Origin of the sequence: Silvimonas amylolytica (assembly GCF_014645555.1) — a bacterium.
Classification (GTDB): domain Bacteria; phylum Pseudomonadota; class Gammaproteobacteria; order Burkholderiales; family Chitinibacteraceae; genus Silvimonas; species Silvimonas amylolytica.
In genome coordinates this window covers 130309-156061 of record NZ_BMLY01000003.1, presented here as the reverse complement: position 1 = coordinate 156061, position 25753 = coordinate 130309, and the positions used below count along the sequence as shown (strand labels likewise).

Annotated in this window: 28 protein-coding genes; 12 read left to right on the top strand and 16 right to left on the bottom strand. The window is 57.9% G+C overall.

Annotated features, from left to right (window positions below):
• Window positions 1-55 precede the first annotated feature (55 nt).
• Window positions 56-2731 (bottom strand): bifunctional acetate--CoA ligase family protein/GNAT family N-acetyltransferase, encoded by a 2676-nt coding sequence (locus tag IEX44_RS10505; protein WP_188692968.1) that lies wholly within the window; start codon window positions 2729-2731, stop codon window positions 56-58.
• A 256-nt stretch (window positions 2732-2987) separates the two neighbouring features.
• Here IEX44_RS10505 and ppa point away from each other — a divergent pair, with 256 nt between their 5' ends.
• From ppa to IEX44_RS10490, 3 genes are all read left to right on the top strand, one after another.
• Window positions 2988-3515, top strand: a complete 528-nt coding sequence (gene ppa, locus IEX44_RS10500) for an inorganic diphosphatase (RefSeq protein ID WP_188692964.1) — start codon at window positions 2988-2990, stop codon at window positions 3513-3515.
• Between the two features lie 220 nt (window positions 3516-3735).
• Window positions 3736-4332, top strand: coding sequence for a hypothetical protein (locus tag IEX44_RS10495; RefSeq protein WP_229678961.1), 597 nt, complete (start codon window positions 3736-3738; stop codon window positions 4330-4332).
• 115 nt (window positions 4333-4447) lie between these two features.
• Window positions 4448-5101 carry a DsbA family oxidoreductase gene (locus tag IEX44_RS10490; RefSeq protein ID WP_188692958.1) on the top strand — a complete coding sequence of 218 codons (654 nt, stop codon included), beginning with the start codon at window positions 4448-4450 and terminating at the stop codon, window positions 5099-5101.
• 86 nt (window positions 5102-5187) lie between these two features.
• On the opposite strand, the gene IEX44_RS10485 is transcribed toward IEX44_RS10490, so the two are convergent.
• Window positions 5188-5820, bottom strand: coding sequence for a flavin reductase family protein (locus IEX44_RS10485; RefSeq protein ID WP_188692955.1), 633 nt, complete (start codon window positions 5818-5820; stop codon window positions 5188-5190).
• A gap of 263 nt (window positions 5821-6083) precedes the next feature.
• Here IEX44_RS10485 and IEX44_RS10480 point away from each other — a divergent pair, with 263 nt between their 5' ends.
• Window positions 6084-7703 (top strand): EAL domain-containing protein, encoded by a 1620-nt coding sequence (locus IEX44_RS10480; RefSeq protein WP_188692952.1) that lies wholly within the window; start codon window positions 6084-6086, stop codon window positions 7701-7703.
• A gap of 10 nt (window positions 7704-7713) precedes the next feature.
• Here the strand turns inward: IEX44_RS10480 and IEX44_RS10475 are convergent, their stop codons facing one another.
• The 9 genes from IEX44_RS10475 to IEX44_RS10435 form a co-directional block, all read right to left on the bottom strand.
• Window positions 7714-8457: a substrate-binding periplasmic protein gene (locus tag IEX44_RS10475; protein ID WP_188692951.1), complete on the bottom strand. Its 744-nt coding sequence runs from the start codon at window positions 8455-8457 to the stop codon at window positions 7714-7716.
• A gap of 175 nt (window positions 8458-8632) precedes the next feature.
• Window positions 8633-9025 carry a DUF3597 domain-containing protein gene (locus tag IEX44_RS10470; RefSeq protein ID WP_188692947.1) on the bottom strand — a complete coding sequence of 131 codons (393 nt, stop codon included), beginning with the start codon at window positions 9023-9025 and terminating at the stop codon, window positions 8633-8635.
• 42 nt (window positions 9026-9067) lie between these two features.
• On the bottom strand, window positions 9068-9532 hold the full coding sequence (locus tag IEX44_RS10465) for a hypothetical protein (RefSeq protein ID WP_188692944.1): 465 nt from the start codon (window positions 9530-9532) through the stop codon (window positions 9068-9070).
• Window positions 9533-9695: 163 nt separating this feature from the next.
• Window positions 9696-10544: an AraC family transcriptional regulator gene (locus IEX44_RS10460; protein ID WP_229678959.1), complete on the bottom strand. Its 849-nt coding sequence runs from the start codon at window positions 10542-10544 to the stop codon at window positions 9696-9698.
• A gap of 100 nt (window positions 10545-10644) precedes the next feature.
• Window positions 10645-10803 carry a cytochrome bd-I oxidase subunit CydX gene (gene cydX, locus IEX44_RS21320; RefSeq protein ID WP_188692941.1) on the bottom strand — a complete coding sequence of 53 codons (159 nt, stop codon included), beginning with the start codon at window positions 10801-10803 and terminating at the stop codon, window positions 10645-10647.
• Between the two features lie 25 nt (window positions 10804-10828).
• Window positions 10829-11965 (bottom strand): cytochrome d ubiquinol oxidase subunit II, encoded by a 1137-nt coding sequence (cydB, locus tag IEX44_RS10450; protein WP_188692938.1) that lies wholly within the window; start codon window positions 11963-11965, stop codon window positions 10829-10831.
• Window positions 11958-13535, bottom strand: a complete 1578-nt coding sequence (locus IEX44_RS10445; RefSeq protein WP_188692935.1) for a cytochrome ubiquinol oxidase subunit I — start codon at window positions 13533-13535, stop codon at window positions 11958-11960. Before IEX44_RS10445 ends, cydB begins: the two co-directional genes overlap by 8 nt.
• The gene (gene cydP, locus IEX44_RS10440; RefSeq protein ID WP_188692932.1) at window positions 13532-13744 is read right to left on the bottom strand and encodes a cytochrome oxidase putative small subunit CydP; all 213 of its coding nucleotides are present in this window, start codon (window positions 13742-13744) and stop codon (window positions 13532-13534) included. The genes IEX44_RS10445 and cydP overlap by 4 nt, the downstream gene beginning before the upstream one ends.
• A gap of 105 nt (window positions 13745-13849) precedes the next feature.
• Window positions 13850-14404 (bottom strand): GbsR/MarR family transcriptional regulator, encoded by a 555-nt coding sequence (locus IEX44_RS10435; protein ID WP_188692930.1) that lies wholly within the window; start codon window positions 14402-14404, stop codon window positions 13850-13852.
• A 225-nt stretch (window positions 14405-14629) separates the two neighbouring features.
• Here IEX44_RS10435 and IEX44_RS10430 point away from each other — a divergent pair, with 225 nt between their 5' ends.
• The 3 genes from IEX44_RS10430 (at window position 14630) to IEX44_RS10420 (ending at window position 16818) form a co-directional block, all read left to right on the top strand.
• Window positions 14630-14899 (top strand): metal-sensing transcriptional repressor, encoded by a 270-nt coding sequence (locus IEX44_RS10430; RefSeq protein ID WP_188692927.1) that lies wholly within the window; start codon window positions 14630-14632, stop codon window positions 14897-14899.
• A gap of 9 nt (window positions 14900-14908) precedes the next feature.
• On the top strand, window positions 14909-15970 hold the full coding sequence (locus tag IEX44_RS10425; protein WP_188692924.1) for a cation diffusion facilitator family transporter: 1062 nt from the start codon (window positions 14909-14911) through the stop codon (window positions 15968-15970).
• A gap of 95 nt (window positions 15971-16065) precedes the next feature.
• Window positions 16066-16818, top strand: a complete 753-nt coding sequence (locus IEX44_RS10420) for an SDR family oxidoreductase (RefSeq protein ID WP_188692921.1) — start codon at window positions 16066-16068, stop codon at window positions 16816-16818.
• A gap of 69 nt (window positions 16819-16887) precedes the next feature.
• Here IEX44_RS10420 and IEX44_RS10415 read toward each other — a convergent pair whose 3' ends face one another.
• Window positions 16888-17757, bottom strand: coding sequence for a hypothetical protein (locus IEX44_RS10415; protein ID WP_188692919.1), 870 nt, complete (start codon window positions 17755-17757; stop codon window positions 16888-16890).
• Window positions 17758-18021: 264 nt separating this feature from the next.
• Window positions 18022-19497, bottom strand: a complete 1476-nt coding sequence (locus IEX44_RS10410; protein ID WP_229678952.1) for an energy transducer TonB — start codon at window positions 19495-19497, stop codon at window positions 18022-18024.
• 168 nt (window positions 19498-19665) lie between these two features.
• On the opposite strand from IEX44_RS10410, the gene IEX44_RS10405 reads away from it, so the two are divergent.
• Window positions 19666-20082, top strand: coding sequence for a YybH family protein (locus tag IEX44_RS10405; protein ID WP_188692913.1), 417 nt, complete (start codon window positions 19666-19668; stop codon window positions 20080-20082).
• A 65-nt stretch (window positions 20083-20147) separates the two neighbouring features.
• Here the strand turns inward: IEX44_RS10405 and IEX44_RS10400 are convergent, their stop codons facing one another.
• The 3 genes from IEX44_RS10400 to IEX44_RS10390 all read right to left on the bottom strand — a co-directional run bounded on the left by IEX44_RS10400 (window position 20148) and on the right by IEX44_RS10390 (window position 21784).
• The gene (locus tag IEX44_RS10400) at window positions 20148-20849 is read right to left on the bottom strand and encodes a dienelactone hydrolase family protein (protein WP_188692910.1); all 702 of its coding nucleotides are present in this window, start codon (window positions 20847-20849) and stop codon (window positions 20148-20150) included.
• Between the two features lie 70 nt (window positions 20850-20919).
• A complete protein-coding gene (locus tag IEX44_RS10395) occupies window positions 20920-21417 on the bottom strand; it encodes a YaiI/YqxD family protein (protein ID WP_188692907.1) in 498 nt (165 codons plus the stop codon).
• Window positions 21418-21538: 121 nt separating this feature from the next.
• Window positions 21539-21784 (bottom strand): hypothetical protein, encoded by a 246-nt coding sequence (locus IEX44_RS10390; protein ID WP_188692903.1) that lies wholly within the window; start codon window positions 21782-21784, stop codon window positions 21539-21541.
• 135 nt (window positions 21785-21919) lie between these two features.
• Between IEX44_RS10390 and IEX44_RS21040 the strand changes: the two genes are divergently transcribed.
• From IEX44_RS21040 to IEX44_RS10375, 4 genes are all read left to right on the top strand, one after another.
• Complete coding sequence (locus IEX44_RS21040; protein WP_229678950.1) at window positions 21920-22069, top strand: hypothetical protein; 150 nt, start codon at window positions 21920-21922, stop codon at window positions 22067-22069.
• A 210-nt stretch (window positions 22070-22279) separates the two neighbouring features.
• Window positions 22280-22750 carry a DUF2844 domain-containing protein gene (locus IEX44_RS10385; RefSeq protein ID WP_188692899.1) on the top strand — a complete coding sequence of 157 codons (471 nt, stop codon included), beginning with the start codon at window positions 22280-22282 and terminating at the stop codon, window positions 22748-22750.
• A 56-nt stretch (window positions 22751-22806) separates the two neighbouring features.
• A complete protein-coding gene (locus IEX44_RS10380; protein ID WP_188692896.1) occupies window positions 22807-24075 on the top strand; it encodes a DUF3443 family protein in 1269 nt (422 codons plus the stop codon).
• Between the two features lie 286 nt (window positions 24076-24361).
• Complete coding sequence (locus IEX44_RS10375; RefSeq protein ID WP_188692893.1) at window positions 24362-25489, top strand: ABC transporter substrate-binding protein; 1128 nt, start codon at window positions 24362-24364, stop codon at window positions 25487-25489.
• Window positions 25490-25753: the final 264 nt, after the last annotated feature.

The window sequence follows — 25753 nt, the reverse complement described above, 5'->3', positions numbered from 1 at the left end:
CCGGCCTCTTTCTGGTAGAAGGCCGGGATTTTTTATGCGCGCACAACGCTCGGGTTTACAGCGCCTTCACCACCCACTTCAACCCGTCATCCTCAGGGTGCTTGTTGATCACAAACCCCAGGCGCCGCATAAACGCCAGCATATTGCTGTTGCTGGAGAGCACCTCTCCCTCCACGGTAGACAGGCGCATATCGCGCGCAGCGTTAAAGAGCGCTTCCATCAAGCGTCCGCCCAGGCCTTTGCCTTGCCAGTCATCGTCGATCACGATGGCAAATTCGCAGCTGTCGTTATCTACATTCACCACAAAGCGTGCGACGGCGACAATCATTTCTCCCGCGCTGCCCTGCACGGTCGCGACCAGCGCCATTTCACGGGCGTAATCAATCTGCGTAAACCGCACCAGCTGGATTTGCGAAAGCGCCTTGAGCGTACTCATGTAGCGGTTGTAACGCGTTTCTTCCGACAACCCATCGACAAAGCGCACGATCATTTCCGCATCCTCCGGACGGATCGGGCGGATGGTCATCGGCATGCCGTTCTTGAGCTGCGTAACCTGCACCAGGTGCGACGGGTACGGGTGAATGGCCATATGGCCATAGCGGCGCGCATCGGCAGCGACCGGCGCCAGGAAGATCCGTGCATCGAGCGCGATGGCGCCGTTTTCGTCAGCGATCAGCGGGTTGATGTCCAGGTGCTGCACCTGCGGGAACTCACACAGCATTTCAGAGATACGCAGCAAGATGTGTTTGACGCTGTCCACATCGGCTGGTGGGCGGTTACGGAATTCGCCCAGCATGTTTTTGACACGGGTGCGGCGGATCAGGTTATCGGCCAGGTAATCGTTAAGCGGCGGCAGCGCCACGGCGACATCGTTGAAGACTTCCACGCCCACGCCGCCCGCGCCAAAGCTGATGACCGGCCCAAATGCCGGGTCATGGGTCGCGCCAACCATCAGTTCCCGGCCGTATTTGCGATTGATCATCGGTTGCACGGTCAGGCCGCGCACGCGATCACCAAAGCGTTCGCGCGCGCGCGCCAGCATACGGGTCGCTTCGGTGGAAACCGCCATCAGGGTGACAAGGTTCAGTGCCACGCCATCGAAATCGGTCTTGTGCGTCAAGCCTTCAACATCCAGCTTGAGCACAATCGGCAAGCCGACACCCATCGCCGCGGTCACGGCAGCTTCGGCCGTTGCCGCGCGTACTGTCGTGGTCACCGGGATATGGAAAGCCCGCAGCAGGGCTTTGGATTCCAGTTCGTCGAGCATCTGGCGGCCACTGCCCAGCGCAGCATCTACGATCATGCGCGCGGACTCCATATCCGGCGCATCCCACTCGCCCAGCGGGCCGGGCGTTTGCAACAAAAGTTGCTGGCTGTATTGCCAGGAGGCCAGCGACCAGAAGACTTCAACCGCGTGTTCTGGCGTGCTGAAAAACGCCATATTGTGCTTGGCCAGAAGTTTGCGGCTGGCCTGTACTTTCTTGCCGCCAATCCAGGCCAGCAAAAGCGGTTTGTCTGTGGTTTTGGCCAGCGCGACCATGGCCTCTGCCGTCGCCATGTGATCGGTACCCATTTGCGGGGTGAACACCACCAGGACGCCATCAATGTTCTCGTCTTCCAGCGCAGCCTCGGTGGCGGAGTGAAAACGCGCGGCAGAGGCGTTGCCCAGGATGTCGATCGGGTTGTCGTGACTGGACTGCGCGGGCAAAAAAGCATCCAGCCGCGTGATCGTGGCCGGTGTCAGACGCGGCAGCGGGATGTGCAAATCGCCCGCACGGTCGACCGCCATCATCCCCGCGCCAATGCCGTTGGTAATCACCGCCAGCCGGCGACCACGGGTGCGGTAATTGCGCGGCAACACGCGCGCGGCAATGAACAACTGGTTGATGGAACGCAAACGCAGCACGCCGGCGCGGCGCAGGGCGTTATCGAACACTTCGTCGCTACCGATCAGACGCTCCGAATGGGTGCGACCAAGTTTTTCACCGCCATCGTAACGCCCCACTTTGAGCACCATGACGGGCTTGGTCCGCGCTGCCGCCCGCAAGGCAGACATAAACGTGCGCGCGTCGCTGACATCTTCGACGTACAGCAAAATACTACGGGTTTTAGGGTCCGAAACAAGGTAATCCAGCGTTTCGCCAACATCCATATCGACCGCCGAACCCAGCGAAATCACGGACGAGAAACCCACGTCCTGAGACTCGGCCCAATCCAGAATGGCTGACGCAACAGAAGAGGACTGCGACACCAGCGCCATGCTGCCCGGTTTGATCGCTCCCGCGTAATTGCCGCTGTTTAGCTTGCTGACCGGCCGCGCCTGGCCAAAGACAGTGGGGCCGAGCAAACGCACGTTGTACTGGCGACAAATGACCAGAATTTTGTCGAGCAAATCACGAGACTTATCCGCCGTACCTACAAAGTCGCACGACATGATGACAATACCCTTCACGCCGTGGCGGCAGCTTTCAGTCACCATGTCGATCAGCGTACGCTGCGGCGTGGTGATAACGACCAGATCCACCGGTTTACCGATCTTGCCAATGCTCTTGTACGCCTTGTGCCCCATCACATCGGCATGCTTGAGATTGACCGGGTACAGCGCGCCGCCGTAACCGCCCTCGATCAAATTGCCAAACACGGTGGTACCCACCGCGCCCTCAGTGACAGAGGCACCGATCACAGCAATCGAGGCAGGTTCAAATAGCGGCGTGAGGTAGTGTTGTTTCATCGGGTCGGGGCCTGGACATGCAGGTGCTGTCGCCAGTTTGGCGAGTACAGCATTCAATCGTCATGATATGCGAAAAACCCCGCCAGCCTGTGGCAGCGGGGATCAGGTAAAACGGCTACTTGAAGCATATTCCATGCCCATTTTTGCCTCATGACACTGCGCAAATGGTCGGGCTGACCTGCACAGTTGGGCGCACACCGTTATAATCACGCGGTTTCTATTTATTTCACCCACTGAACATTCAGGATTTCTTCTCATGGATATCAGCAAGATTCCCGTCGGCAAAGACGTGCCGAACGATTTCAACGTCATTATCGAAATCCCGGCCAACGCAGCGCCGATCAAGTACGAGCACGACAAGGAATCGGGCGCCGTGTTTGTTGACCGTTTCATGGGTACCTGCATGTTCTACCCGATGAACTACGGCTACATTCCGCACACCCTGGCAGAAGATGGGGATCCGGTTGATGCTCTGGTTTACACCCCGTTCCCGTTGATCCCGGCTTCCGTGGTCCGCTGCCGCGCTATCGGCATGCTGAAGATGGAAGACGAATCCGGTGTGGATGCCAAGCTGGTGGTAGTGCCGGTCGACAAGCTCTGTCAAATGACCAAGGGCATCCAGAAGCTGGAAGACCTGCCGGCTCTGTTGCTGGAACAGATCAAGCATTTCTTCGAGCACTACAAAGACCTGGAGCCGGGCAAGTGGGTCAAGGTGCAAGGTTGGGGCAGCAAGGAAGATGCGCACGCTGAAATCGTGGCTGGCATCAAGCGCAATGAAGGCTGATTGCCAACGCTGAACCGGTTTAGCTGCAAAGAAAAAAGCCAGTCGTCTGACTGGCTTTTTTCATGCCCGCTGCCAGACCAAACCGGCATCTGGTCGGAAACTGTCTTTTCTGACAACTAAATAAGTATTTTTTAATATAACGGTAAAGTAACTCGCCTACCCTCTTCGCCAGCCGATTACCCCATACTGCAACGCACCATAGGACCAGGAGAGGAAGATGATGACTGCTACCGCCTCCAGAAGTGTCTTTACCAAGACAAACAAAGGTTCGCTTGAGATCACCGAGCGCGCCCACGGTCTGCCCGCGCGCTTGCGCCGTGCATTGATCCTGGTCGATGGTGCCCGTGATACCTCCGCGATCAGCGCCATGATGCCAGGCGAGGATATGGAGCGCATGCTGGGTGAGTTGCAAACCATGGGGTTTATCCAGAACGGCACCGGTGGCGCCCCGACTGCGCGCATCGAGCCGGTACGTGCGGCTGCGCCCGCTCCGATTGCAGCCGTGATCCCTCTCGAGCCTGCCGCTGTGCCCGCGCCAGCGCCCGTCTCTGCCGAGACAATGCCCGCCGCAGCTCCGGTGGCTAGTGGCCTGGATACCGCGCTGATTCATCAAGTCAAAGTTCTGATGATTGAAAGTGCGCAACAGTTTCTTGGCTTGATGGCCAAGCCGCTGATTGCAGAGATCGAAGCCGTACATGATGCTATCTCGTTGAAGACCGCCATCGCCCGGTGGAACATCAGCCTGCGCCAGTCCCACAAGGCCGCTCAGCACGCCGATCAATACGTTCTGGCCGTCAAAACACTGGTTGGCATCTGACGCTTAAGCAACTCTGGATTGTTGCCGGCTTGAAGCGCGGGCCTTGCGCACTCATTTAGTTGAGATACAAGGCATGCCGGTCACCTGGCCGGTATGGCAAACAGAGGCAACGCCAATGACTTCCAGACTGAAAATCGACTTTGTTTCCGATGTGTCCTGCCCATGGTGCGCCATTGGCCTGAATGCGCTAGAACGCGCGCTGGACCAGATCGGACCGGACATCAAGGCTGATCTGCATTTCCAGCCCTTTGAGCTGAACCCGCAAATGGTGCCTGAGGGTCAGGACATCAATGAACATCTGGCGCAGAAATACGGCTCTACGCCAGAGCAATCCGCGCGCAATCGCGAAGGTATCCGGGCGCGTGGTGAAGAGGTCGGCTTCAAGTTCAGCATGGACAAGCGCGGCCGCATCTATAACACGTTTGATGCGCACCGTTTGCTGCACTGGGCAGCAGAAGAAGGCAAACAGCGCGATCTCAAACACGCACTGTTCAAAGCCTATTTCACCGACGGTGAAAACCCGGGTGATCACGATTTGTTGTTGAAGGTGGCAGGCGAAGTGGGGCTTGATACCGAACGCGCCCGCGCCATTCTGGCTTCAGACGAATATGCCAGCGATGTGCGTCAGGCAGAGCTCTTCTACCAGCAAAACGGCATCCACGCCGTGCCGGCAGTGATCATCAATGATCGTCATCTGATTCAGGGTGGCCAACCGGTGGAAGTCTTCGAGCAAGCATTGCGGCAGATCGCCGCAGGCAGTCAAGACTAGTTGCAGCACTCCTTTACGGGCCGTTATCAAGGGCAGTCGGTACTCCGTCGTGAGGCGAAGAACCACTGCCCTTTTTATCTGTTCGTTCAGGCTGGTTCTTGCCCCGGCCGGTACATCCGGAACAAGGCATCCGGCTTGATCTCGAAATAGTCCGCCGGGCCGCCACCACGCAAGATGGGGCTGGCTGCGGCGGTATCGTACACGCCGTCGCGCAGCAACTGACGGGCAATGTGCACGGCAACCACTTCGCCCAGCACCAACCAGGTGTTCGTCTCTGAGCCGGTTGCTGATTGCAGCCTGACGATCTGACTCATCCGGCACTCAAACGAAACCGGGCTTTCTGCCACGCGTGGTACTTGCACCAGTCTGGATGGTGCGGGGGTCAGCCCGGCCAGTTCAAATTCATTCACATCTGGCGGTACCGCAGCGCAACTCTGGTTCATGGGTGCAGCGAGGTTTTTTGTTGCCAGATTCCAGCAAAACTCACCGGTTTCCTGGATATTGCGCAGCGTGTCTTTTGCACCCACGCTGGCAAAACCAATGATGGGTGGGGTGTAGTTAAATGCGTTGAAGAAACTATATGGCGCAAGATTCAACACGCCATTGCCGGCACGTGAAGAGATCCAGCCAATGGGTCGCGGTCCGACGATGGCATTGAACGGATCATGGACCAGGCCATGGCCGTCTTTGGGCTCGTAAAAGTGGGCATCTGTGCTCATACGGGCTCCCTTTGCAAAATGGGCATTAAAGATACACCCCGACCATGCAAATCAGCAGGTGTTTGCCCGTTTTTTCACGCCTGTCAGAGCAAAACAACACCGCTTTGCCGCCGAGGGCGCCATATCAGCCGATTGTCATATACTCGTTGGAAAACAGGCGACCGGCGGCAAAGCCGGCACTCAAGCTCAGTCAAGGCTACTTGCAGCCAGCGCACAGCGCGGCGCAGTAGTCAGGGGTCCGGTTTTCTGCAAGGTACAACTCAATGATGCAGGAAACCAAAGGGGGAGTTTTGCAAAAGCGTCTGGCTTTCAGCGTGATTGTGCTGATCGCCATTATTGTCGTGATCGGCCCGATTTTTGCCGCACTCAGCATTGCCCGGGCACGCGGTCTGGAATCGCAACAGGCCGAAGCTTCGAAACTGGCCAGCAATGTGCTGGTGCGCGCCGACACCGTGGCAAAGCAGTTTTTTGATATGCACGATGCGCTCATCAAAGCGCATGCCGACAACCCCTGCTCTGAAAGCAATATCGACCTGATGCGCCAGTTGGCCTTCAGCTCCAATTACTTGCGCGCGGTGGGTTTTGTCGCTGGCAATAGTCTGGTCTGTTCGTCGCTGGGGATTCAGGGCAACGGCCTGTCGATTGGCAATCCGGACATGATCACGCCCAAAGGGGTGTCCATCCGCAAGGCAGTACGCTTGCCGATCGCCAGCGGCTTTGATGTGCGCATTTCTGAAAAGGATGGCTACGCGGCCATCATGGCGCGTGATGTCGCGCTGGATATCGACACCCATACAGATGGCATGCTCAAAGGGGTGTTCTATCTGGGCGGGACTGAACTTGTCACCTCCAATGGCAATATCAATCCGGCCTGGCTGGATCACCTTGGCAGCAAGCAAGGCGTGTCGTTCCTGGATGGCGATTATGTCGTCGCCCTGCATCGCTCGCCGAACTACAATCTTGTAGCGGTGGTCGCCACGCCGGTGGTGTATCTGACCCAGAACGTGCGCAAACTGGCGCTGGTGATGGTGCCGCTGGGAGCAGTCACCGCACTGTTGCTGATCACGGTGCTGGTGTGGATTGCCCGCCATCAGACCACCATGCAGACCATGATCCGCACCGCCTTGAAGCGGCATGAGTTTCATCTGGTGTATCAACCGGTCATTGATTTGCGAACTGGCCGCTGGGTGGGCGCTGAAGCGCTGATTCGCTGGCGTCGCATCAATGGAGAGATGATCCCGCCGGACATTTTCATTCCGGAAGCAGAGCGCGCCGGGCTGATTACGCAGATCACGGAACGCGTGCTGGAACTGGTGGCATATGACATCACCCACCACTTCAAATCATTCAAGGATTTTCACGTTGCCATCAACTTGTCTGCCGCTGATTTTGGCAGCGATCGCATCGTCGGTCAGTTGTATCGCCTGCTGCGTACGACAGGACTCGCGCCTGGCCAGTTGATTATTGAAGCTACCGAGCGTGGCCTCATCAATGCAGAAGAATCCCGCCGCATTATCAGGGACATCCGCTCACTGGATATCGGCGTGGCGATTGACGACTTCGGGACCGGGTATTCCAGCTTGTCGTACTTGACCACGCTGGAACTGGACTACCTGAAGATCGACAAATCATTCACCGACACCATCGGCAAGGACGCCGCAGCCAGCCACGTGCCAACACACATTATTGCCATGGCCCGTTCGCTCAAGCTGCAGTGCGTCGCTGAGGGCGTCGAAACCGCCGAGCAAGCCGAGTTTCTTCGTACACAAGGTGTGCGGCTGGCACAAGGCTGGTTGTTTTCGCGGGCAATCCCGCCGGCAGAGCTGGCACAGAAACTGCGATCGATGAAATCGGTTATCAGCAAGATGGAAGATCTGGTCTGACCCCCTGGCCCTAGCGCCAGGTGGTCAGAATGGTGCGATAGGTGCCGTCAGCCTGAATCGTCTCAAAACCCCGGTTGAAACTCTCCAGGGCGGCGGCGGCACCTTGAAACTTGCGGGAGAACACACAATACAGATCGTTCTGCGCACTCAGGCCAACGACCTTGAACTTGCCTTCGAACTCACGCTGATTGGCATTGATCAGGTAGTTGGCCACCTTTTCAAATGCCAGCACGTATTGCACCCGTCCTAGCTCCAGCATGCGAAAACTGTAAATAGTCTGGTTGGTGACCTCGCGGATAATCGTGCCATCGTCATCAAAATCACTACCGTATTCATAGCCATTGGTGACGGCGACGCGCTTGCCATGCAAGGCGGCTGGTCCCAGATTGTGATCAACGGAATCGGCCCGCGCGTAGATGAGTGCCTTGCTGCTGAACATCGGGTGGGTGGGCCAGAGGAAATCCTGTTCGTTCTCTCGCGTGCGGGAGGTGTCAAAACAGGCAGCCAGTTCTCCCGTCCGCACCATGTGTATACAACGGGCATAAGGCAGGGAGACAAATCGCACCTCCACCCCCGCAGCTGCAAACGCGGCCCTGACAATATCTTCAGCCATGCCATGGGCATCGCCATTGACCTTGCCCGAGTAGGGATACCAGTCATCTTCCGCGCCAACCACAATGCTCTGCCCTGCCCGCGCCGGCACCATGCACAGCGATGACAACAAAGCCAGCAGCGACAATACCCATGCGGGCATGACAAAAATCCTGTTCATGGCCTTGCGGCTATGACATACAAATATTTGCCAATATCAGGCATGTGTGGCGCCGCTGCAAACCCGCTGAGCACCCGCCACACAACAAAGAGACACATCTATAAAAAAACCCGCCAGCTTGTTGGCGGGCGGGTTTTGCGGCAAGAACGGCGACAGATCAGGCCAGTTCTGGCGGGAGTTTGCCTCCATTGGCAGTCAGCGCCTGCATGACCGCTTTGTGCAGCCAGAGATTCATGCTGGCAGAGTCTGCGGTATTGCCGGTAAAGCCCAGTTCTTGCGCTAGTTGTTTGCGGTGCTCCAGGCTGCTGTCCAGCCCCAGTGCTTTCATCATGTCGACAATGGATGAGCGCCAGTTCAGCGTCTGCCCGCTTTCAGTCACAAGGCGATCCATCACTGCAGCAATATCGACCACCGTCGCCGGTGCAATGGCCGGTATCACGGCAGGCGCAACGTCTGCCACCGGTGCAGCAGCTTGCGCTGGTGCCTGAGTTTGTTCTTCCGGCCTGGCCTTACCGAACAGTTTGCCGACCAGATCACTGAAAATACCCATGGTTTACTCCTGGTTAGATAACACGATGTTCATGCGACGGGTTTAAACCGTGCGCGACGCCGCCAGTTTGCTCATGGCAAAAGCCAGCGCGGCACTGCCCAGCGTCTGGACGAGTTCTGGATGTTGCGCATAAAAACCACTGACCAGTGAAAGCACGTCCGGATGCGCACTGTGGGCATCCGCGGCCATCTCGGTGACGTCTTGCTCAGTTAACTGACCCGCCTGTTCTGGGGTGATCTGGCTGGCGCCCGCAGGCAAAATGCGGCCCAGCGCGCCGCCAGCCGCCTGGGCAAGTAGTTGTGGCCCCACTGCACTCAGCAGCTGATTGATCAGCCCGGCGCGCTGGGCGTTGTTTGACTGGCCGAAAAGTTGACCGACCAGATTGGCAAAGGGCGGTGTTTGCTCCGCGCTGAACATCGCCGCCAGTCCGTCTGCCACTGCGCCATGGCTATTAGCCGCCGCACTGTTCCCTGCAACCTGTTTGATTACTTCATCCAGAAAGCCCATCGCCCCTCCCCTGTGCCGCAGCAAAAAAGGCGCCCAGCGTAGCAAGGAGAGACGGACCAACCTATCAGACAAGCCTTGAAACAACCGCTGGGCCAATAAAGAAAAACCCGCCAGCGAATGCAGGCGGGTTCAGTGGTAAAGCGGACGATCGCGGCGACGAGGTTTATTCGACAGGCACCCAGATTTCAAAACCGCCATTGCCCGTCGCCGGATCAAATGACTGGCCGTACTTCTCAAAGTCTGGCGCTTTGGCGTGGCGTTCACCCGACTCGGGCAGCCACTTGTTCCAGATGGTGTTGCACAGGGTATGGATCGCCGAAATATGCCCGCGCCAGGTAAAGACAGCGTAGCGCCGGGCCGGAATAGCCACCGTCACAAAGTCTTTGGGCAGGTGATCCTTGCTGGTGACCTGGACGCCGGCAACATAGTCAAACTGTTCGCCATCTGCCCCGACGCACACGCCATAGGCTGCACCCATGACCTCATGGGGCAAGGTGCCGATGAACTCACCAAAACGCCGCCACAATTCGGGGATGTTGCCCACCGTTTCATAGCTGAATCTGCCACCCAGACCCGCAATCAGCATGGGCTTGCTGGTTTCAAAACGGGGTGGCTCCAGTTCCAGATACTGTTGTTGCTGATCCATACGCAAAGGCTCCATTAGGTTTAGCCCATCCAGGCTTGATCGCGCGCGCAGTGCTTCAGGGGTGAGCCCGAATGCGTCATGAAACGCGCGGGTGAATGCCTCGTGAGAGTGATAACCCGCATCCAGTGCGACATCCAGAATGCTGCTGGCCCCGCCAACCAGTTGCCGCGCTGCCTCTGACAAGCGCCGTTCCCGTACGTAGCGCATCACTGTGTGACCTGTGACGACGCCAAAGACGCGGATCAGGCTGAAGCGAGACATGCCGCAAGCATCGGCGAGGTAATCCAGTGTGAGCTCTGAGCCCAGCGCCGATTCCACGAGCCACAGCGTTTTGCCGACTGGATTGATCGTTTCTCTCATGTGCATGGGGCTCAATCTAACGGGATTGAAAAAACGTACTTGATCGAAATTGCGCGCCAACAAAAATGGCGCAGCAAACGCTGCGCCATGGATTGCTTGGCCAGACTCAGGCTTTCCTTCTCTTTTTGCGATAATGTTCAAACCGCTCCTGAGTTTTTTCGTCTTTGTGGTGACCAAAGGCGTGATGACTTTCCAGCCACATCACATTGACAATGCCAGCCGCCAGCGCGAAGCCCAGGCCCAGAATCCAGGTGAAGTACCACATCTTGCTTGCTCCTTTACGCTGTATCTCAATAGCTATGGGTTTCTGAATTGATCCGCTCAACCGTGACCGGGCCGCGCAGCACGCGGTATACCCAGGTGGTGTAGATACCGATTAACGGCACGAACACGATCACGACACCCAGCATGATGCCCAGCGTCTTGTGGCTGGACACCGCATCCCACAGCATCAGGCTGGAGCGGGCATCGAGGGAAGACGGCAGCACAAACGGAAACAGCGACCAGCCGGCGGTGAGGATGATCCCGATCAAACTGAGCGAGCTGCCCAGCAAGGTCAGCCAGGCACGGTTGGCGCTCACCGCCAGAAGGGCAATCAGCGCACCACCGATACCCAGCCCCGGCAGAATCCAGGTCAACGGGTATTTGCCATAATTGGCCAGCCAGCCTCCGGCGACCCATTCCACGGTTTTATCCAGCGGGCGCAGGATATCATTGGGTGAGCCCATCTGCGTTACATGCAGACCATTGCGCTGAGCAACCCAGAACCCACCCAGGGCGAACAGGACGGCGGTCGCCAGTGCGGCCAGTTGTACGGCACGACGGGCGCGGCTGCGGACAACGCCTTCAGTCTTGAAGAAGACCCAGCCACCGCCATGCATGGTCAGCATGGCCACAGAGACAATCCCGCTGAACAGCGCAAATGGATTCAACAGACTGAAGAAACTGGCGTGACCATAGGTCACCCGCAGGGTTTCATCGAAACGGTAATCCACGCCAACAAAGAAGTTGCCAAAGGCCACGCCAAAGATCAGCGAGGGCACCAGACCACCGATAAACAAACCCCAGTCCCAGCTATTACGCCATCTCGGGTCAGGCAGTTTGCTACGGTAATCAAAACCCACTGGCCGCAAGAACAGCGCAAACAAGGTCAGGATCAGCGCGACATACAGTACCGAGAACGCCGCGGCATACACCAGGGGCCAGGCCGCAAACAACGCACCACCAGCGGTAATCAGCCAGGTCTGGTTACCTTCCCAGGTCGCGCCCACGGTGTTGATCACGACCCGGCGTTCATCATCGGTTTTACCAATAAAGGGCAGCAGAATGGCTGCGCCCAGATCCCAACCGCCAGTGAGCGCAAAGCCGATGATCAGGACGCCGACCAGCCCCCACCAGATCAGTTTGAGCGTTTCGTAATCAAGCATGCTGCTCCCCTTGCTTCAGTGTCTTTTCATGATGGTATTGGCCGGTATGCAACGAGGACGGCCCCAGCTTGATGTACTTGAGCATGAGGTACATCTCGATCACAAAGAGCGAACTGTAGATGGCCAACAGGCCCAACAGACTGAAGTGCAATTGACCAGGCTCAAGTGCAGAGGCGGAGAGCATGGTGGGGAGCACACCAGAAATGGTCCACGGCTGACGACCGTATTCCGCGACAAACCAACCCAGTTCAATGGCCACCCAGGGCAACGGGATAGAAAACACAATCAGCTTGAGCAACCAGCGCTGGGGCGCAAGGTTGCGTCTGGCCAGAAAGTAGAACGACGCAGCAAAAATAAACAGGAACAAGAATCCCAGCCCGACCATGATACGGAACGAGAAAAACAGCGGCAGCACCTGCGGGATAGTGTCGTTGGCAGCCAGTTTGATTTGCTCAGGCGTCGCATCGGTCACTTTGTCGGTGTACTTCTTCAGCAGTAGACCAAACCCGAGGTCATGCTTGTGCGCTTCAAACTGCTGTTTGACCGGGTCGCTCTTGTCCCCTGCCAGTAGCTTTTGCAAGGCGTCATACGCCGCCATGCCACTGCGAATGCGCCCTTCGTACTCAACCTTGAGGTCTTTGATACCGGTGACCTGTTTATCCACTGAACGCGTTGCAATCAAACCCAGGACATAGGGAATGCGGATGGCGTAATCGGTGCGCTCTTCTTTCTGGTTGGGAATACCAATCGCCGTGAATGTGGCTGGTGCGGGCATGGTTTCCCACTCAGCCTCAATGGCGGCCAGTTTCACCTTTTGCACTTCGCCGGAGGTATAACCGGATTCATCGCCCAGAATGATCACCGAGAGCACCGAAGCCAGACCAAAGCCCGCTGCAACGGCAAAGGAGCGGATGGCAAAACCGGTATCCCGTGCCTTCAAGAGGTACCAGGACGAGACACCCAGCACAAACATGGATGCCGCCACATAACCAGCCGCCACCGTATGCACAAACTTGACCTGCGCGACCGGGTTGAAGAACACGTCGGCAATGCTGGTGAGCTCCATGCGCATGGTTTCGTAGTTGAACTCTGCGCCAACCGGGTTTTGCATCCAGCCATTGGCAATCAGAATCCACAGGGCCGAGAGGTTGGAGCCCAGTGCGACCAGGAATGTCACGCCCAGATGCTGCACGCGTGAGAGACGGTCCCAGCCAAAAAAGAACAGGCCGACGAAGGTGGATTCCAGAAAGAACGCCATCAAGCCTTCAATGGCCAGCGGCACCCCAAAGATGTCGCCCACGTAGTGCGAGTAGTAAGCCCAGTTTGTCCCGAACTGGAATTCCATCGTGATGCCCGTAGTCACGCCCATGGCAAAGTTGATACCAAAGAGCTTGCCCCAGAACCGCGTCATGTCTTTGTAGACTTGCTGCCCGGTCATGACATACATGGACTCACAGATCACCAGAATCCAGCTCAAGCCCAGGGTGAGTGGCACAAACAGAAAATGGAACAACGCGGTTGCGCCAAACTGCAACCGCGATAGTGCCACGACATCTTCGGCAAATATCATTTCGGGGTTTCTCCGGGGGTACGCAAAGCGGGGCCGGACGCAGGCGCGCCCAGTATTTGTTGCCGCACCAGTTGTGGGGGCATGTTCATATCTTTGGCCAGGGGATGGGCAAACCAGGCGTGCCACGCTAGCCAAAGCAACGTGCACTTGACGATCAGCACACTGGTGATTTCCAGCGCAAGGCGTCGATCAAAAGATGGCAACTGCATACTGCCGCTCCAAAGCGGGTAGCGTTGAGCGCTACCGCGGTACTGTCAGTCTAGTCAGGCAATCCGGAATTTGTGGCGCCAACAGCCACTTTGCGTAGAGGCCGGTCAGCTCTCGGTGCGATCACCGCGTAGCCGGTCTGCCAATCCAAGTACCTTTTGTACTTTGGAACCCAGCCGCATCAGGTTTTCCAGCGTTTGCGGGGAGAGACGATGAATTTCATCAAACCAGCCCGCGGCCAGATCAATCAGCTCATGCATTTGCTGCATGCGTTGCTGGGCGTAGCGATCTTCTTCGCTGGTCGGCGTCGCCAGCATGGCATCGCGCAACATGGAGAGCGTCGGGTCGATTTCGCGTTTCTTTTTCTCTTCGGCCAGCGTGCGAAAGATCTCCCACACATCTTTGGGCGCTTCGAAATACTCTCGTCGATCACCCGGCAGATGGCTCATGCGGCACAGTCGCCAGGACTGCAGCTCTTTGAGACCCATGCTGACATTGGAACGGGAAAACCCCAGGGTTTCGCCGATTTCATCGGCGTTGAGCGGGCGCTCTGAAATGAACAGGACGGCATAGATCTGGCCAACGGTGCGGTTTACGCCCCAGCGGCTACCCATCTCGCCGAAATGCAGGACAAATCGTTCGGTAAGTTCAGTGAGTTGCATTTTTGGTCTACCAGTGGAATTCGGGGCCGGATGATAGCGACGTGGCTCATCCGATCAATGTCTCTTTTTCTGATTTTTTCTGATCTTCAGCAATTTTGTTATTTTCTGAATTTTCATTAATTACTGAAAATTGTAAAACCTGACTCTCATCAATGCAATATCCATTTGGTATTTTTTGGGGAACTTGCAGTTGCCACATCCCCCCCGGGGGGATACCATGCACAGATGGAACATACTGATCATCCGGAAATCATCAACCGTTTGCGCCGCGCTGAGGGTCATCTGAAAACCATCATGCGCATGCTGGAAGAAGGCCGGACTTGCCTGGATATCGCCCAGCAATTGCAAGCGGTAGAAAAAGCCATTGCCAGTGCCAAGCGGCAACTGGTGCAAGACCATATCGATCATTGCCTTGAACACGCGGTGGATGCCGCCGGTGAAGCGGGCCAGCGTGAGGCGCTGGACGAGTTCAAACAGATCGTCCGCTACCTTTGAGACTGACTGATGACATCACCCTACCGCCCGGCCAACACCCCTGCTCCGCACCAGCATGACGCTGTTTGCGGGCACGATCACAGCCACGATCACGCCGGTCATGATCATGCTCACGATCACAAACACGGCCACGATCACAACCATCATCACGACCACGACCACACCTTCGGCCACGCTCACGGTGTCACTGATCAGCGCCGCATTGCGGCGGCTTTCGTGATCATCTTTGCCTTCATGCTGGTGGAAGTCGCCGGCGGTATCTGGTCAGGCTCCCTGGCCCTGCTGGCCGATGCCGGACACATGGTGTCCGACGCGGCGGCACTGGGCTTTTCCTGGCTGGCACTGCATTACGGCAAGCGCCCGGCCAATGCAAAGCTGACCTTTGGCTACAAGCGCCTGGAAATCCTGGCGGCCTTTGTAAACGGCTGCGCCTTGTTTCTGGTGGCCGCGTGGATTTTGTTCGAAGCCATCGTGCGCTTTGCCAAACCGGTGCCGATCCTGTCCGGCACCATGCTGTGGGTCGCCGTCGTAGGGCTGGCCGCCAACATCGCTGCGTTTTATGTCCTCAATGGCGGCAATCAGGAAAACCTGAACATGCGCAGTGCCTGGTTGCATGTGCTCGGCGATATCCTGGGTTCTGTCGCAGCCATCGTCGCGGCGCTTGTCATCCGCTTTACAGGCTGGACGCCCATCGACCCGCTGTTGTCTGTGCTGGTTGCACTGCTGATCCTGAAAAGTGCCTGGCAGATCGTCAAGGCCACCACGCATATCCTGCTGGAAGGTACGCCGCCCAATCTGCACCTGGACGATATCAAGCGCGACCTGGAACAACATATTGAAGGTGTCACCGATATTCACCATATCCACGCCTGGGCCATGACCGCAGAGCAGCTGATGGTCACGCTGCATGCGGTTGCAAAACCGGGTGCCGATCAGGCGTCGATCGTCACCCACATTCAGCAGCGACTGGCCAGCGAGTTCAATGTGGGCCATGTCACCGTGCAGGTCGAAACCGCAGATTGCGTGGATCAGTTCCATCAATTTGAATCAGACAAGGCCCAGTGTCACTGACTGTTCCGGCTCAATGCGCATGACACTGCGCTAGCCAGCACTGCTGCGCTGCGGCAAGATCAGGGCATGGATTGTCTCAACGCTGGAGAAACACAATGATCGTACTGGTAACCGGCGCCAGCATCGGGATCGGCGAGGCCACAGCCCGTCGTTTTCTGGATGAAGGCCACAAAGTGATTGCTGCAGCTCGCAGCGCAGATGCGCTTGCCGCCCTGGCCAACGAATACCCGGGCAAGGTTCATCCGCTCACCCTGGATGTCACCAATAATGAGGGCGTGATCGCCGCGCTGGCACACCTGCCGCAAGCATTTGCCGAGATTGACGTACTGGTCAACAACGCCGGCCTTGCCCTGGGTCTGGAGCCGGCCCAGCGCGCCGAACTGGAAGACTGGGAGCGCATGGTCGACACCAATATCAAGGGTCTGCTGTACGTCACGCGCGCGGTATTGCCCGGCATGGTGGCACGCAATCGCGGTGCGATCCTGAACCTGGGCTCTGTTGCTGGCCGCTGGCCGTATCCGGGCGGCAATGTCTATGGTGCGACCAAAGCCTTTGTCCGTCAGTTCTCGCTGAACCTGCGGGCGGATCTCCTGGGTACGCGTGTCCGGGTCACGGACGTTGAGCCAGGCATGGTAGGCGGTACGACGTTCTCCAACGTCCGCTTTCATGGCGATGATGAGCGCGCCGCGACGGTCTACAACGGCACTGAACCGCTGACTCCGCAAGATATTGCCGACGCCATTTACTGGATTGCCTCGCGCCCGGATCGCGTCAATATCAACACCATTGAGATCATGCCGGTGCGCCAGTCGTTTGGGGGTCTGGCGATTGATCGTGATCGCCGCTGAACCCGCGTTACCGCCAACAAAAAACCCGGCTTTGGCCGGGTTTTTTGTTGCGCTGGAAACACCCGCAACTTACCAGTTATAGCGGGTCATCTCTGAGCTGTTCACGAAGTAATAGTCACCCACAAAGACATACTGCTGGTTCTTGTCGAGCAAGTCCTTCGGTGGCGGCGGCAGCGGTACGGAGCGCTCCAGAATCAGCTTGCACTTGGGCCCCAAGGCTGCGGGACCATCCACGTCCAGCACCTTGATGTCAAAGGTCTTGCCGTCGGCGCTCAAAGAACCCCGGAAGTGCACGCGGCCAAACATCGGGTTGTCGTGCTCGTCATGCGGGAAATTCATCTGCCCCACGTGTTCGACCTTGCGCTTGATCGCATCAAACCACCAGCCGTACTGGAAGCGCTTGACCGGGTCATTGGTCGCCTCGATCTGTGAATCAGGCTCTGGCGCAGCATCGTCATGGTTTTGCTGCTGCGGCGGCAAATCAGACAAGTGACGCAACAACTGCCCCGACTTGGGCTGCGGCGAGGCGCGGCGATTCAATGCGTCATCCAGGCCGCCCATGGCAATTTCACGCGGCGGTGTTTGATCGGGCACAGGCTTGGTCACCGGTGCAGATGCAACACGTGGCGCTTCTTTATGACGTGGCTTGGGTGGGGGCGCCGAATAGTCCGGCTTTTCCTGCGCCGGAACGGTCCGCGTCAGCACGGGCGGCTGTTTGGGCGCCAATTCGGCCTGGGCTGCGGGTTTGGTTCGCGGCAAGAGCTGCATCTGGAATGGCGCTTCTTGCTTTGCCACTGCGCCACTGGCCTTTTTGGGCGGCATTTTCGGTATGAACAAGACCGCCACGTGCAGCAAGATAGCTAGCAGAAACGCCAGTGCCAGCACATCGAGGTTGATGGTCAGAATGCCGTCTTTATATGAGAGGTGCTTGACTGACAAGAATCTTCAACTTGAACAAAAAGTTAATCCCCGCCCCAATCACGGGGAACCGGCACTGACCCGCGCCGCGCAACCTGATGCGCTGACCGGCGAGCCGCACAGTTTTACCCTGAGGCGCGACGACAATCAAACAGTTTATGTATCGTGCATGTAGCCCGCGACTTGAACCCGCCAGTACGCGGCCACTGGTGTGTAACGCAAGAACCCTGTGCCGCGCCGACAAACCCGGCGTTTTCTTTTTGCATCCCGGCCCAGCCATCCTGGTTAGCGACTCCAGACGACCTGGTCTTTCTGGAAGCTAGCCCACATCAGCAGCAAGATCTGCCCGTTTTCGTCCCAGATATCCTTGCTGGCCGGACCAAACGGCGCCGCGCGGCGCACCAGCAACAGCACCGCATCATCGAACTCCGGATTCCCGGACGGGCTGATGATGTCGCTCTCTGCCAGAGAACCATCCCGCCCATTGACCAGCAGCCGCAAACGCACACGCCCGTACATGGGGTCGCCATGGCTGTTGGTCGGGAAACTCATTTTGCCGTATCGCTCGATCCTTTGTTTAACCTGGGAGGCTTCCCACATGCTGTAAATGGCACGTGTCACGGAATCGCGCTGGGCGCGCACGTAGCCTTCTTCCTGGGCCTGCCTGCCACCTTCGTTTTGCGGCCGGATGAGTGGCATGTTAATCGAAGGCCCGTTCAGATTCAGGTTCAGATTCAGCGGTTTGACCGGCTGTGAGCCACTGCCGGTGCCATTACCCGCACTGCTCTTGCTACCCGTTCCTGTCGTGCTTTTGCCGGCACCGTTGCCCTGCCCTGCATTTTGCGCCGGCAGCACACTCTTGCCACTTTGGCTGCCAGGCAAGCCAGCCGCAGGCAACGGGGTCACTGGCATGGCCATTACCGGCGCGTGAGTCGGCACCGGCGTAATGGCCGGTACTGCCACCGGTGCCCGCGTTGGCTCCGCAGTGGGCACAGCCGTTGGCACTACGATGGGCAGCGGCGTAGGCACTGGCGTGGCTACAGGGGTCGGACGCGCTGTCGGCACTGCAGTGGGTACCGGCGTCGGCGCAGCGGTAGGCACCGGTGTTGCCGTCACGACGGGCGTGGGTACAGGCGTGGCAACGGGGGTCGGCGTAGCCGTTGGTAACGGCGTTGGATGTGGCGTCGGTACTGCGGTTGGCGTGGGTGTCGCTACGGGTGTCGGTGTCGGTGTCGGTGTCGGTGTCGGTGTCGGTGTCGGTGTCGGTGTCGGTGTAGCCACCGGCGCGGGCGTCGGTGTCGACACAGGTGTCGGAGTCGGAGTTACCACCGGCGTGGGTGTCGGCGTCACCACGGGTTCTGGCACAGGCGCAGGTTGCGGCGTAGGCGTGGCTTCAACAGCAGGTGCAGAAGCGGGCGAGACCTCAGATGCTCTGGCGTGACGTGCCCGATGGCGTCCGCTACGTGCGACAGGTGGCGCCACGGTTGCGGGTTTTTCTTCGGGCACTGGCACAGCGATCACCGCTTGTGTAGCGGTGTCCTCCGGCGTGGTTTCGCCGTGCACACTGACAGGCCTGTCTTGCGGCGGCGGCGTGACTTCAACCGGAACAGGAGGTGGTTGAAGCTCCACCCGCAGCGGCATGATGCTGGCCAGGAAAGTGGCGCCGCCGCCCGAAAAATTGAACGGGATCAACAACGTTGCCAGGTGCAACAGAACAGACAATACCAGTGCACACCAGGTCAGCCGCCGCTGTGATCTCAATTGGTCCTCGCTGTGTCGGGGCGCGGTGCCGGTGCTTGATGTGCGGGCCGGCTCCCGTTGTGGGTCAGGGTGTCGATTGCGGATGTAGAAAGGTACACTACTCTGGCACTTTGCGCGCGCCTGACGCATACGCTGACCAGCCAGCAGGCCATCACTTGGAGGCTACCCATGACCCAGTCCGACGAATCAGCAATTCGCGCCTTGTGCTCACATTGGCAGCACGCCACCGCTGCGGGCGATTACGACAGCGTGCTGGCACTCATGGCCGATGACGCCATTTTTATCACACCAGGTCAGCCGCCCATTATCGGTAAATCGGCCTTTGCCGCGCTCTTGCCACCCAGGCAGGCCGGTATTCGCATTGATACCGTGCAGGACATTGCTGAAATCGTGATCTGCGCTGATCTGGCTTATGCCCGCAGCCATCTGGAGGTGACCGTTCGTAGCCCGCAGTTGGCTCAGCCAGTGACACGCAGCGGCCAGACGCTCACCCTGTATCAGCGCCAGGCCGATGGTCGCTGGTTGTTGTTGCGTGACGCCAACACGCTCTTGCTTGATGCAACCAGCGGCCGCCCGCTGGACTAACAGCACACGCTCATACAAAAAAACGCCACCAGCTTGAAGCGGGTGGCGTTTTTTTATCGCGGCGATCAGGCCAGATGTTCAGCCAGGAACTCCAGCACGCGGCCATGGGCCAACAATGCTGCATTCTGGTTGTACATTGGACGACCCCAGCAATTGAAACCGTGGTCGGCCTGTTCGTAGATATAAACCTCGGTATCTTCGCGATCACCCAGGGTATCAATGACCGATTGGCGCACATCCTTGCCAATATGGGTATCCAGGCCACCAAAGTGGAACTGCACCGGTGCCTTCAGTTGCGCAGCGTCACCCATCACCGTGTTAATGGCGCCTGGGTAATAACACACCCCGGCGGCCACATCCGCACTATGGGCTGCGGTCAGGAACGACAAGCGACCACCCATGCAATAACCCACAGTGGCGATCTTGCCCGTGACTTCCGGCTGCGCTTTGAGTGTGCTGACTGCGCCGACCAGATCCTTCACCGCGGCAGGTTGATCCAGGCCTTGCATGAATGCAAAGGCCTGCTTGGTGCCCGCTTCGTCATAGTTCAGGTCAACGCGCGGGCTCTGACGCCAGAAAACATCCGGGGCCAGCACGACAAAACCATCAGCGGCGTACTGGTCGGCCACTTTACGAATATGGTCGTTCACGCCCCAGATTTCCTGGATCAGCACCAGACCCGGCCCTTTGCCGGTCGGCGGCAGCGAGAGATAGCCGCCATACGTTTCACCTGTCGAGCTTGTGATATCGATCCAGCGAGAGGTCATTGTGTACTCCGTTACTTGGTTCTGAGGGGTTGAAACGATGCTGGCGCACACATTGGGCCGACCGGTCGGTTTACAAGGCCGGCGTCCGGCGTTTTTTTGCCAGCCAGGTGTCCAGCGCGCGTCCAAACGCTTTCTTGTCTGCATCCGACAAGCCGGCCGGGCCGCCGGTTTGTACCCCGGCATCGCGCAGTCCTTGCATGAAATCACGCATGGATAACCGTTCTGCAATATTGGCTTTGGTTAGTGCCTCGCCACGCGGGTCAATGACATCGGCGCCTTTGGCAATCACGGCCGAGGCCAACGGGATATCCGCAGTGATGATGAGGTCCCCTTGTTGCACGCGTGCTGCGATCTCGTTATCGGCGACATCAAAGCCCGCCGCTACTTGTAAAGCATTGATCCAGGGAGACGGCGGCACGTGCAAAAGCTGATTGGCCACAAGGGTGACCTGGATGCGCGCGCGGTCTGCAGCGCGAAACAGCATGTCTTTAACGGGTCTGGGACAGGCATCCGCATCGACCCAGATACGCGGGCCGACAGATGGAGCGATAGGAGGTTCGGTTGTCATCGACCGAGGATATAAAATAAAACAGCGGCCAGCCAGCAGGTTTTTACCCTGCTGCAGGCCGCCAGGACTTCCCCTGAAAACAATGCAACGAAGAAGCGCGTATCAAAAAGTGCTGGATGGCTTACGCCGACCCCATGTGCGTCAGGTGAATGGCATCCAGCAGTTTATGCCGCGCCGCTTCGATCTGGTCGTCATCGCCAGAATCACACGCCTGAGCCAGGGCGTTATAGGTGTCCGCCCAGACCTCGCGTATTTGCGCGTGGTGTGTTTCAAACTGCTCGTAGACAAAATCTAGTGCCGCTTCCACGGTATCCAGCGGTTGCCCGCCTGCATCCGTTGTGTTGACTGGTTGCTGCAATCTGGTCATTTGAAATACCCCCCAGGCATTTGCCATCATTGCTGACCGGCCTATGCAAACGCCCCTGCGTTGTAAGCTCTGACACGGCTGACCGGTGAGCCCTTTTTGTGGTACTGCGCTACACAAACTAATCAGGACATTTGCATGAATCAAGTATCGGCCAGCGCCAGACGGCACACCGCCCGGCCTGCAATCGATACCATCAAGGCAACATCTGCTTCCCTGCCGGTCAACCCCGGCGTCAGGATGGCGTTTTGCCTGTATCGCCAGATGTTTTTTGCGTTCGTCGCCTGACAACGGCAGAACCGCCGCAAGCCGATCAACGGCACTGACTATGTTGCGTGGCAACGACGTGCTACTCGCGCGATACAAACACACTGACTGACTTGCAACTTAAGCTGGCATAGTAAGCAACGCGGTTAATAATTGAAGTAGATGGCTCCGCCGCTTCGCCATCAGGTCAATACGACCCTGACTGTTTAGCGATTTGCATCGAGGATTTTCATGATCACCAGAACCGGTTTCATCAAACGCGCTGGCGTTGTGTTAATGGCCGTCCCCTGCTTTGCCCATGCGGTACTCGGCGGTGCGCCGACCACAACCAGCTCGGCGCAAACCGCACTCAAGGCGTCTGTAAAAGCCGCTCAGAGCAGCACCAGTAGCAGCACGGCCTTTTCCGTGAACACTTTGCAGACTAGCCTTGGCACCACCATCAATGAATATGTGGGTACCGATGGCAAAGTATTTGCCGTGAGCTGGAGCGGGCCACAAATGCCAGACCTGCGCGTCTTGCTGGGCACGTATTTCCCACAATTGTCAGACAACGCCACCACACACCACGCCGGACATACATCCAGCCTCGTCAACACCAGTGATCTGGTGGTGCAGTCTGGCGGCAAACCGCTGGCCTACCATGGGCGTGCATGGGTGCCAGCCATGCTGCCCTCTGGTGTCACTACCGACCAGATTCAATGAGCCCTGCCCGACGCGGGCTAACAGTCTGACGACTCTGACGAATTCAGGAGCACACAATGCGGTACTTCTTGCTGGCTTGTCTGGGCAGCCTTTACTTGCTACTGATCGGGTGTAACGGCGCGGCCGATGGCTCTTCGCTCATCAACCCGACGGCTACGCCAACACCGACATCCACGCCGATCTCCGGCAGTAACGTTGCCAAAATCACGGTTGATAGCGGCCCGAGCGGCGTGAGTGGCGCCCTCAATATTCCGTATGTTTCTGTCACGCTGTGCGTGCCGGGTACAACGACCTGCACCACGGTAGACCACGTGCTGGTCGATACCGGCTCTACCGGCCTGCGGATCATGGCTTCGGCCCTCAACGGCGTGACACTCCCCGCGCAGAACACACCGGCCTCTAGCGGCAGCGCCCCCGTCACCGTACCGAATGTACCCATGGCAGAGTGCTATCAATTTGCCGATGGCTATATCTGGGGCTCGGTCGCCAAGGCTGACATTACCATTGGCGGCGAAACCGCCAGCGGCGTGCAGTTGCAGATCATTGGCGACTCCAGCTACCCCACGGTGCCATCCGGCTGCAGCGCCGGCGGTTCGAATGAAAGCACCGTCGCAGACTTTGGTGCTAACGGGGTCATCGGCCTGTCCAATATCGTGCACGACTGCGATACCCTGGGTGCCTGCGACACGACCGCCAATACGGCGTTCTACTACGGTTGCTCAACACCGTCGAACTGCCAGGCCACGACCATGCCGATCGCCAACCAGTTGGTGAACCCGGCCACGCTATTTGCCACCGATAACAACGGCGTCATGATCGTGATGCCCTCCGTTGGCAGCACCGGTGCCGCCTCTGTCTCCGGCTCACTGGTCTTCGGTATTGGCACGGCAAGCAACAACGCCCTCAGCGGCGTGACGCAATACCCAACGAATTACGTTGGCTTTTTGTATATGGGCATTGGCAGCACTGCAAACAGTTCCGGCTTTTTTGATTCGGGCTCGAACATCTATTTCCTGCCATCCACGGTAGCGTCCGCTTGCGCTTCAGGAAGCAACTCTGCCGGCCCGGACTTCTTCTGCCCGAACACCACACTGAGCCCGACAGTCGCCATTGCCGCCTACAACACCAACAGGTCGCCCTCGACCACGGTGACGCTGAGCATCGCCAACGCCACCAGCCTGTTCAGCAGCGGCAACATTGCCTACAGCAATATCGGCGGCCCCAACTCGAACCCCGGTATTGATCTGGGCTTCCCGTTCAATTATGGCCGTAGTGTGTATGTCGGCTTCAATAGCGGTAGCACACCCGGTTTCGTCGCTTTCTAAACGGCAAACCAATCGGTAATCACCAGATGCCGCCCCCGATGTGGGGCGGCATTTTCTTTGGCCGCGCCCATACCGTGGCGTGAACCCCACAGGTGTAAGCTGACGACCGTCGCGACTTTCCCGCCGTCCGGGTTGCGGCCCCACGCCTGACCGCTTATGCCGATATAATAGTTTGCCCGGTAACGTTGCCGACCGAGGGGCGTCGGTTTGGCACGGGTGAAAGCCGCACAACGGCCCGCCAGTACAGGGCGAGCCGTCGAATCAAAGCATCCAAGGATAAATAGATATGAAGGCGCTGTGGTTGGGTCTGCTGGCCCTGATTTCCCTGTCGGCTTTTGCCGCCGAACCGGGTGTGACTGAAAACGAAATTCTGCTGGGCCAGTCTGCTGCCCTTTCCGGCCCTGCGGCCGAACTGGGTAAGAGCGTGAACCGTGGCGCCAAAGCATATTTTGACTACGTGAACGCACATGGCGGCGTGAACGGCCGCAAGATCAAACTGGTTGCGCTGGATGATGGTTATGAGCCGGATCGCGCGGCGGCCAACACCCAAAAGCTCATCAAGGAACAGCAGGTATTTGCGCTGTTCGGCTATGTGGGCACCCCAACCTCCAACGCCTCACTGCCGCTGATCAATCAAAACAGCGTGCCGTTTATTGCGCCGTTTACCGGGGCTGACAGCCTGCGCAATCCACTCAACAAAAACATCTTTAACGTGCGTGCCGGTTATCGCGACGAAGCGGCAGAAATCGCCGAAGGCATGAAGAAGATGGGCATGTCGACCATCAATATCTTCTATCAGAACGATGCCTACGGTCAGGCCGGCTTGAAGGCCATGCAGGAAGCCTCGATCAAATACGGCATCAAGATCAACGCAACCGCCACCGTGCAACGTAACAGCGTGGAAGTGGCCAAGGCCGTTGATGAACTGGTCGTCAAGAGCCCGGCCAACGCCGTATTCATGGTCACCGCCTACAAATCGTCCGCCGCCTTCATTACCGCCGCCCGCGCCCGCAACTATATTGGCCCGTTCTACAACGTGTCGTTTGTGGGTACCGAAGCGTTGGTGCATGAGCTGAAGAACGACGGCTCCGGCGTGATCGTCTCGCAAGTGATGCCCACCCCGTACAACCCGACCCGGCCGGTGACCATTGAATACGTCAAGGCGCTCTCCGCCGCAGGCGTGAGCGATGTGGATTACCCAAGCCTGGAAGGCTATATCGGCGCCCGCGTGCTGGTAGAAGGCCTCAAGCGCGCCGGCAAGGCACTGACGCGCGAAAAATTGATCAGCGCACTGGAAAGCCTGGGCGACTACGACATGGGTGGCTACCGCGTGAAGTTCTCCCCGACCAACCACAATGGCTCGACCTATGTTGATCTGACGGTCGTGGATCATGACGGGCGGATTCACAGCTAAACCCTGTTTGATGCCCAATAAAAAACCGCCCTTGGGGGCGGTTTTTTATTTGCAACGTACCTCCTCTCCGCGTTCGCACGCGTGCTCACGCCTGGTACAGGGGTATATCCTCGCAAGAACGCGGTATTGAACCCTGTTGACTCCATCTTGCCGCGGGGTGTTTTGTAGGATTTGCCCAGTCCACACTTGCAAACAAATGCGTCAGGCACTGACAACGCAGGCTTTGCGGCGCGGCTAACATCAACCACGACATCCCGCTCGCGC

Bases quoted from the DNA above. Each gene is read 5' to 3' on its own strand.
- IEX44_RS10490 (WP_188692958.1), top strand. From the start codon at position 4,448: ATGACTTCCAGACTGAAAATCGACTTTGTTTCCGATGTGTCCTGCCCA.
- ppa (WP_188692964.1), top strand. From the start codon at position 2,988: ATGGATATCAGCAAGATTCCCGTCGGCAAAGACGTGCCGAACGATTTC.
- IEX44_RS10390 (WP_188692903.1), bottom strand. From the start codon at position 21,784: ATGACCAGATTGCAGCAACCAGTCAACACAACGGATGCAGGCGGGCAA.
- IEX44_RS10425 (WP_188692924.1), top strand. From the start codon at position 14,909: ATGACATCACCCTACCGCCCGGCCAACACCCCTGCTCCGCACCAGCAT.
- IEX44_RS10465 (WP_188692944.1), bottom strand. From the start codon at position 9,532: ATGGGCTTTCTGGATGAAGTAATCAAACAGGTTGCAGGGAACAGTGCG.
- IEX44_RS21040 (WP_229678950.1), top strand. From the start codon at position 21,920: ATGAATCAAGTATCGGCCAGCGCCAGACGGCACACCGCCCGGCCTGCA.
- IEX44_RS10380 (WP_188692896.1), top strand. From the start codon at position 22,807: ATGCGGTACTTCTTGCTGGCTTGTCTGGGCAGCCTTTACTTGCTACTG.
- IEX44_RS10435 (WP_188692930.1), bottom strand. From the start codon at position 14,404: ATGCAACTCACTGAACTTACCGAACGATTTGTCCTGCATTTCGGCGAG.
- cydX (WP_188692941.1), bottom strand. From the start codon at position 10,803: ATGTGGTACTTCACCTGGATTCTGGGCCTGGGCTTCGCGCTGGCGGCT.
- IEX44_RS10505 (WP_188692968.1), bottom strand. From the start codon at position 2,731: ATGAAACAACACTACCTCACGCCGCTATTTGAACCTGCCTCGATTGCT.
- IEX44_RS10495 (WP_229678961.1), top strand. From the start codon at position 3,736: ATGACTGCTACCGCCTCCAGAAGTGTCTTTACCAAGACAAACAAAGGT.
- IEX44_RS10405 (WP_188692913.1), top strand. From the start codon at position 19,666: ATGACCCAGTCCGACGAATCAGCAATTCGCGCCTTGTGCTCACATTGG.
- IEX44_RS10475 (WP_188692951.1), bottom strand. From the start codon at position 8,457: ATGCCCGCATGGGTATTGTCGCTGCTGGCTTTGTTGTCATCGCTGTGC.
- IEX44_RS10375 (WP_188692893.1), top strand. From the start codon at position 24,362: ATGAAGGCGCTGTGGTTGGGTCTGCTGGCCCTGATTTCCCTGTCGGCT.
- IEX44_RS10400 (WP_188692910.1), bottom strand. From the start codon at position 20,849: ATGACCTCTCGCTGGATCGATATCACAAGCTCGACAGGTGAAACGTAT.
- cydB (WP_188692938.1), bottom strand. From the start codon at position 11,965: ATGCTTGATTACGAAACGCTCAAACTGATCTGGTGGGGGCTGGTCGGC.
- IEX44_RS10430 (WP_188692927.1), top strand. From the start codon at position 14,630: ATGGAACATACTGATCATCCGGAAATCATCAACCGTTTGCGCCGCGCT.
- IEX44_RS10485 (WP_188692955.1), bottom strand. From the start codon at position 5,820: ATGAGCACAGATGCCCACTTTTACGAGCCCAAAGACGGCCATGGCCTG.
- IEX44_RS10460 (WP_229678959.1), bottom strand. From the start codon at position 10,544: ATGCACATGAGAGAAACGATCAATCCAGTCGGCAAAACGCTGTGGCTC.
- IEX44_RS10480 (WP_188692952.1), top strand. From the start codon at position 6,084: ATGATGCAGGAAACCAAAGGGGGAGTTTTGCAAAAGCGTCTGGCTTTC.
- IEX44_RS10470 (WP_188692947.1), bottom strand. From the start codon at position 9,025: ATGGGTATTTTCAGTGATCTGGTCGGCAAACTGTTCGGTAAGGCCAGG.
- IEX44_RS10395 (WP_188692907.1), bottom strand. From the start codon at position 21,417: ATGACAACCGAACCTCCTATCGCTCCATCTGTCGGCCCGCGTATCTGG.
- IEX44_RS10385 (WP_188692899.1), top strand. From the start codon at position 22,280: ATGATCACCAGAACCGGTTTCATCAAACGCGCTGGCGTTGTGTTAATG.
- IEX44_RS10420 (WP_188692921.1), top strand. From the start codon at position 16,066: ATGATCGTACTGGTAACCGGCGCCAGCATCGGGATCGGCGAGGCCACA.
- IEX44_RS10445 (WP_188692935.1), bottom strand. From the start codon at position 13,535: ATGATATTTGCCGAAGATGTCGTGGCACTATCGCGGTTGCAGTTTGGC.
- cydP (WP_188692932.1), bottom strand. From the start codon at position 13,744: ATGCAGTTGCCATCTTTTGATCGACGCCTTGCGCTGGAAATCACCAGT.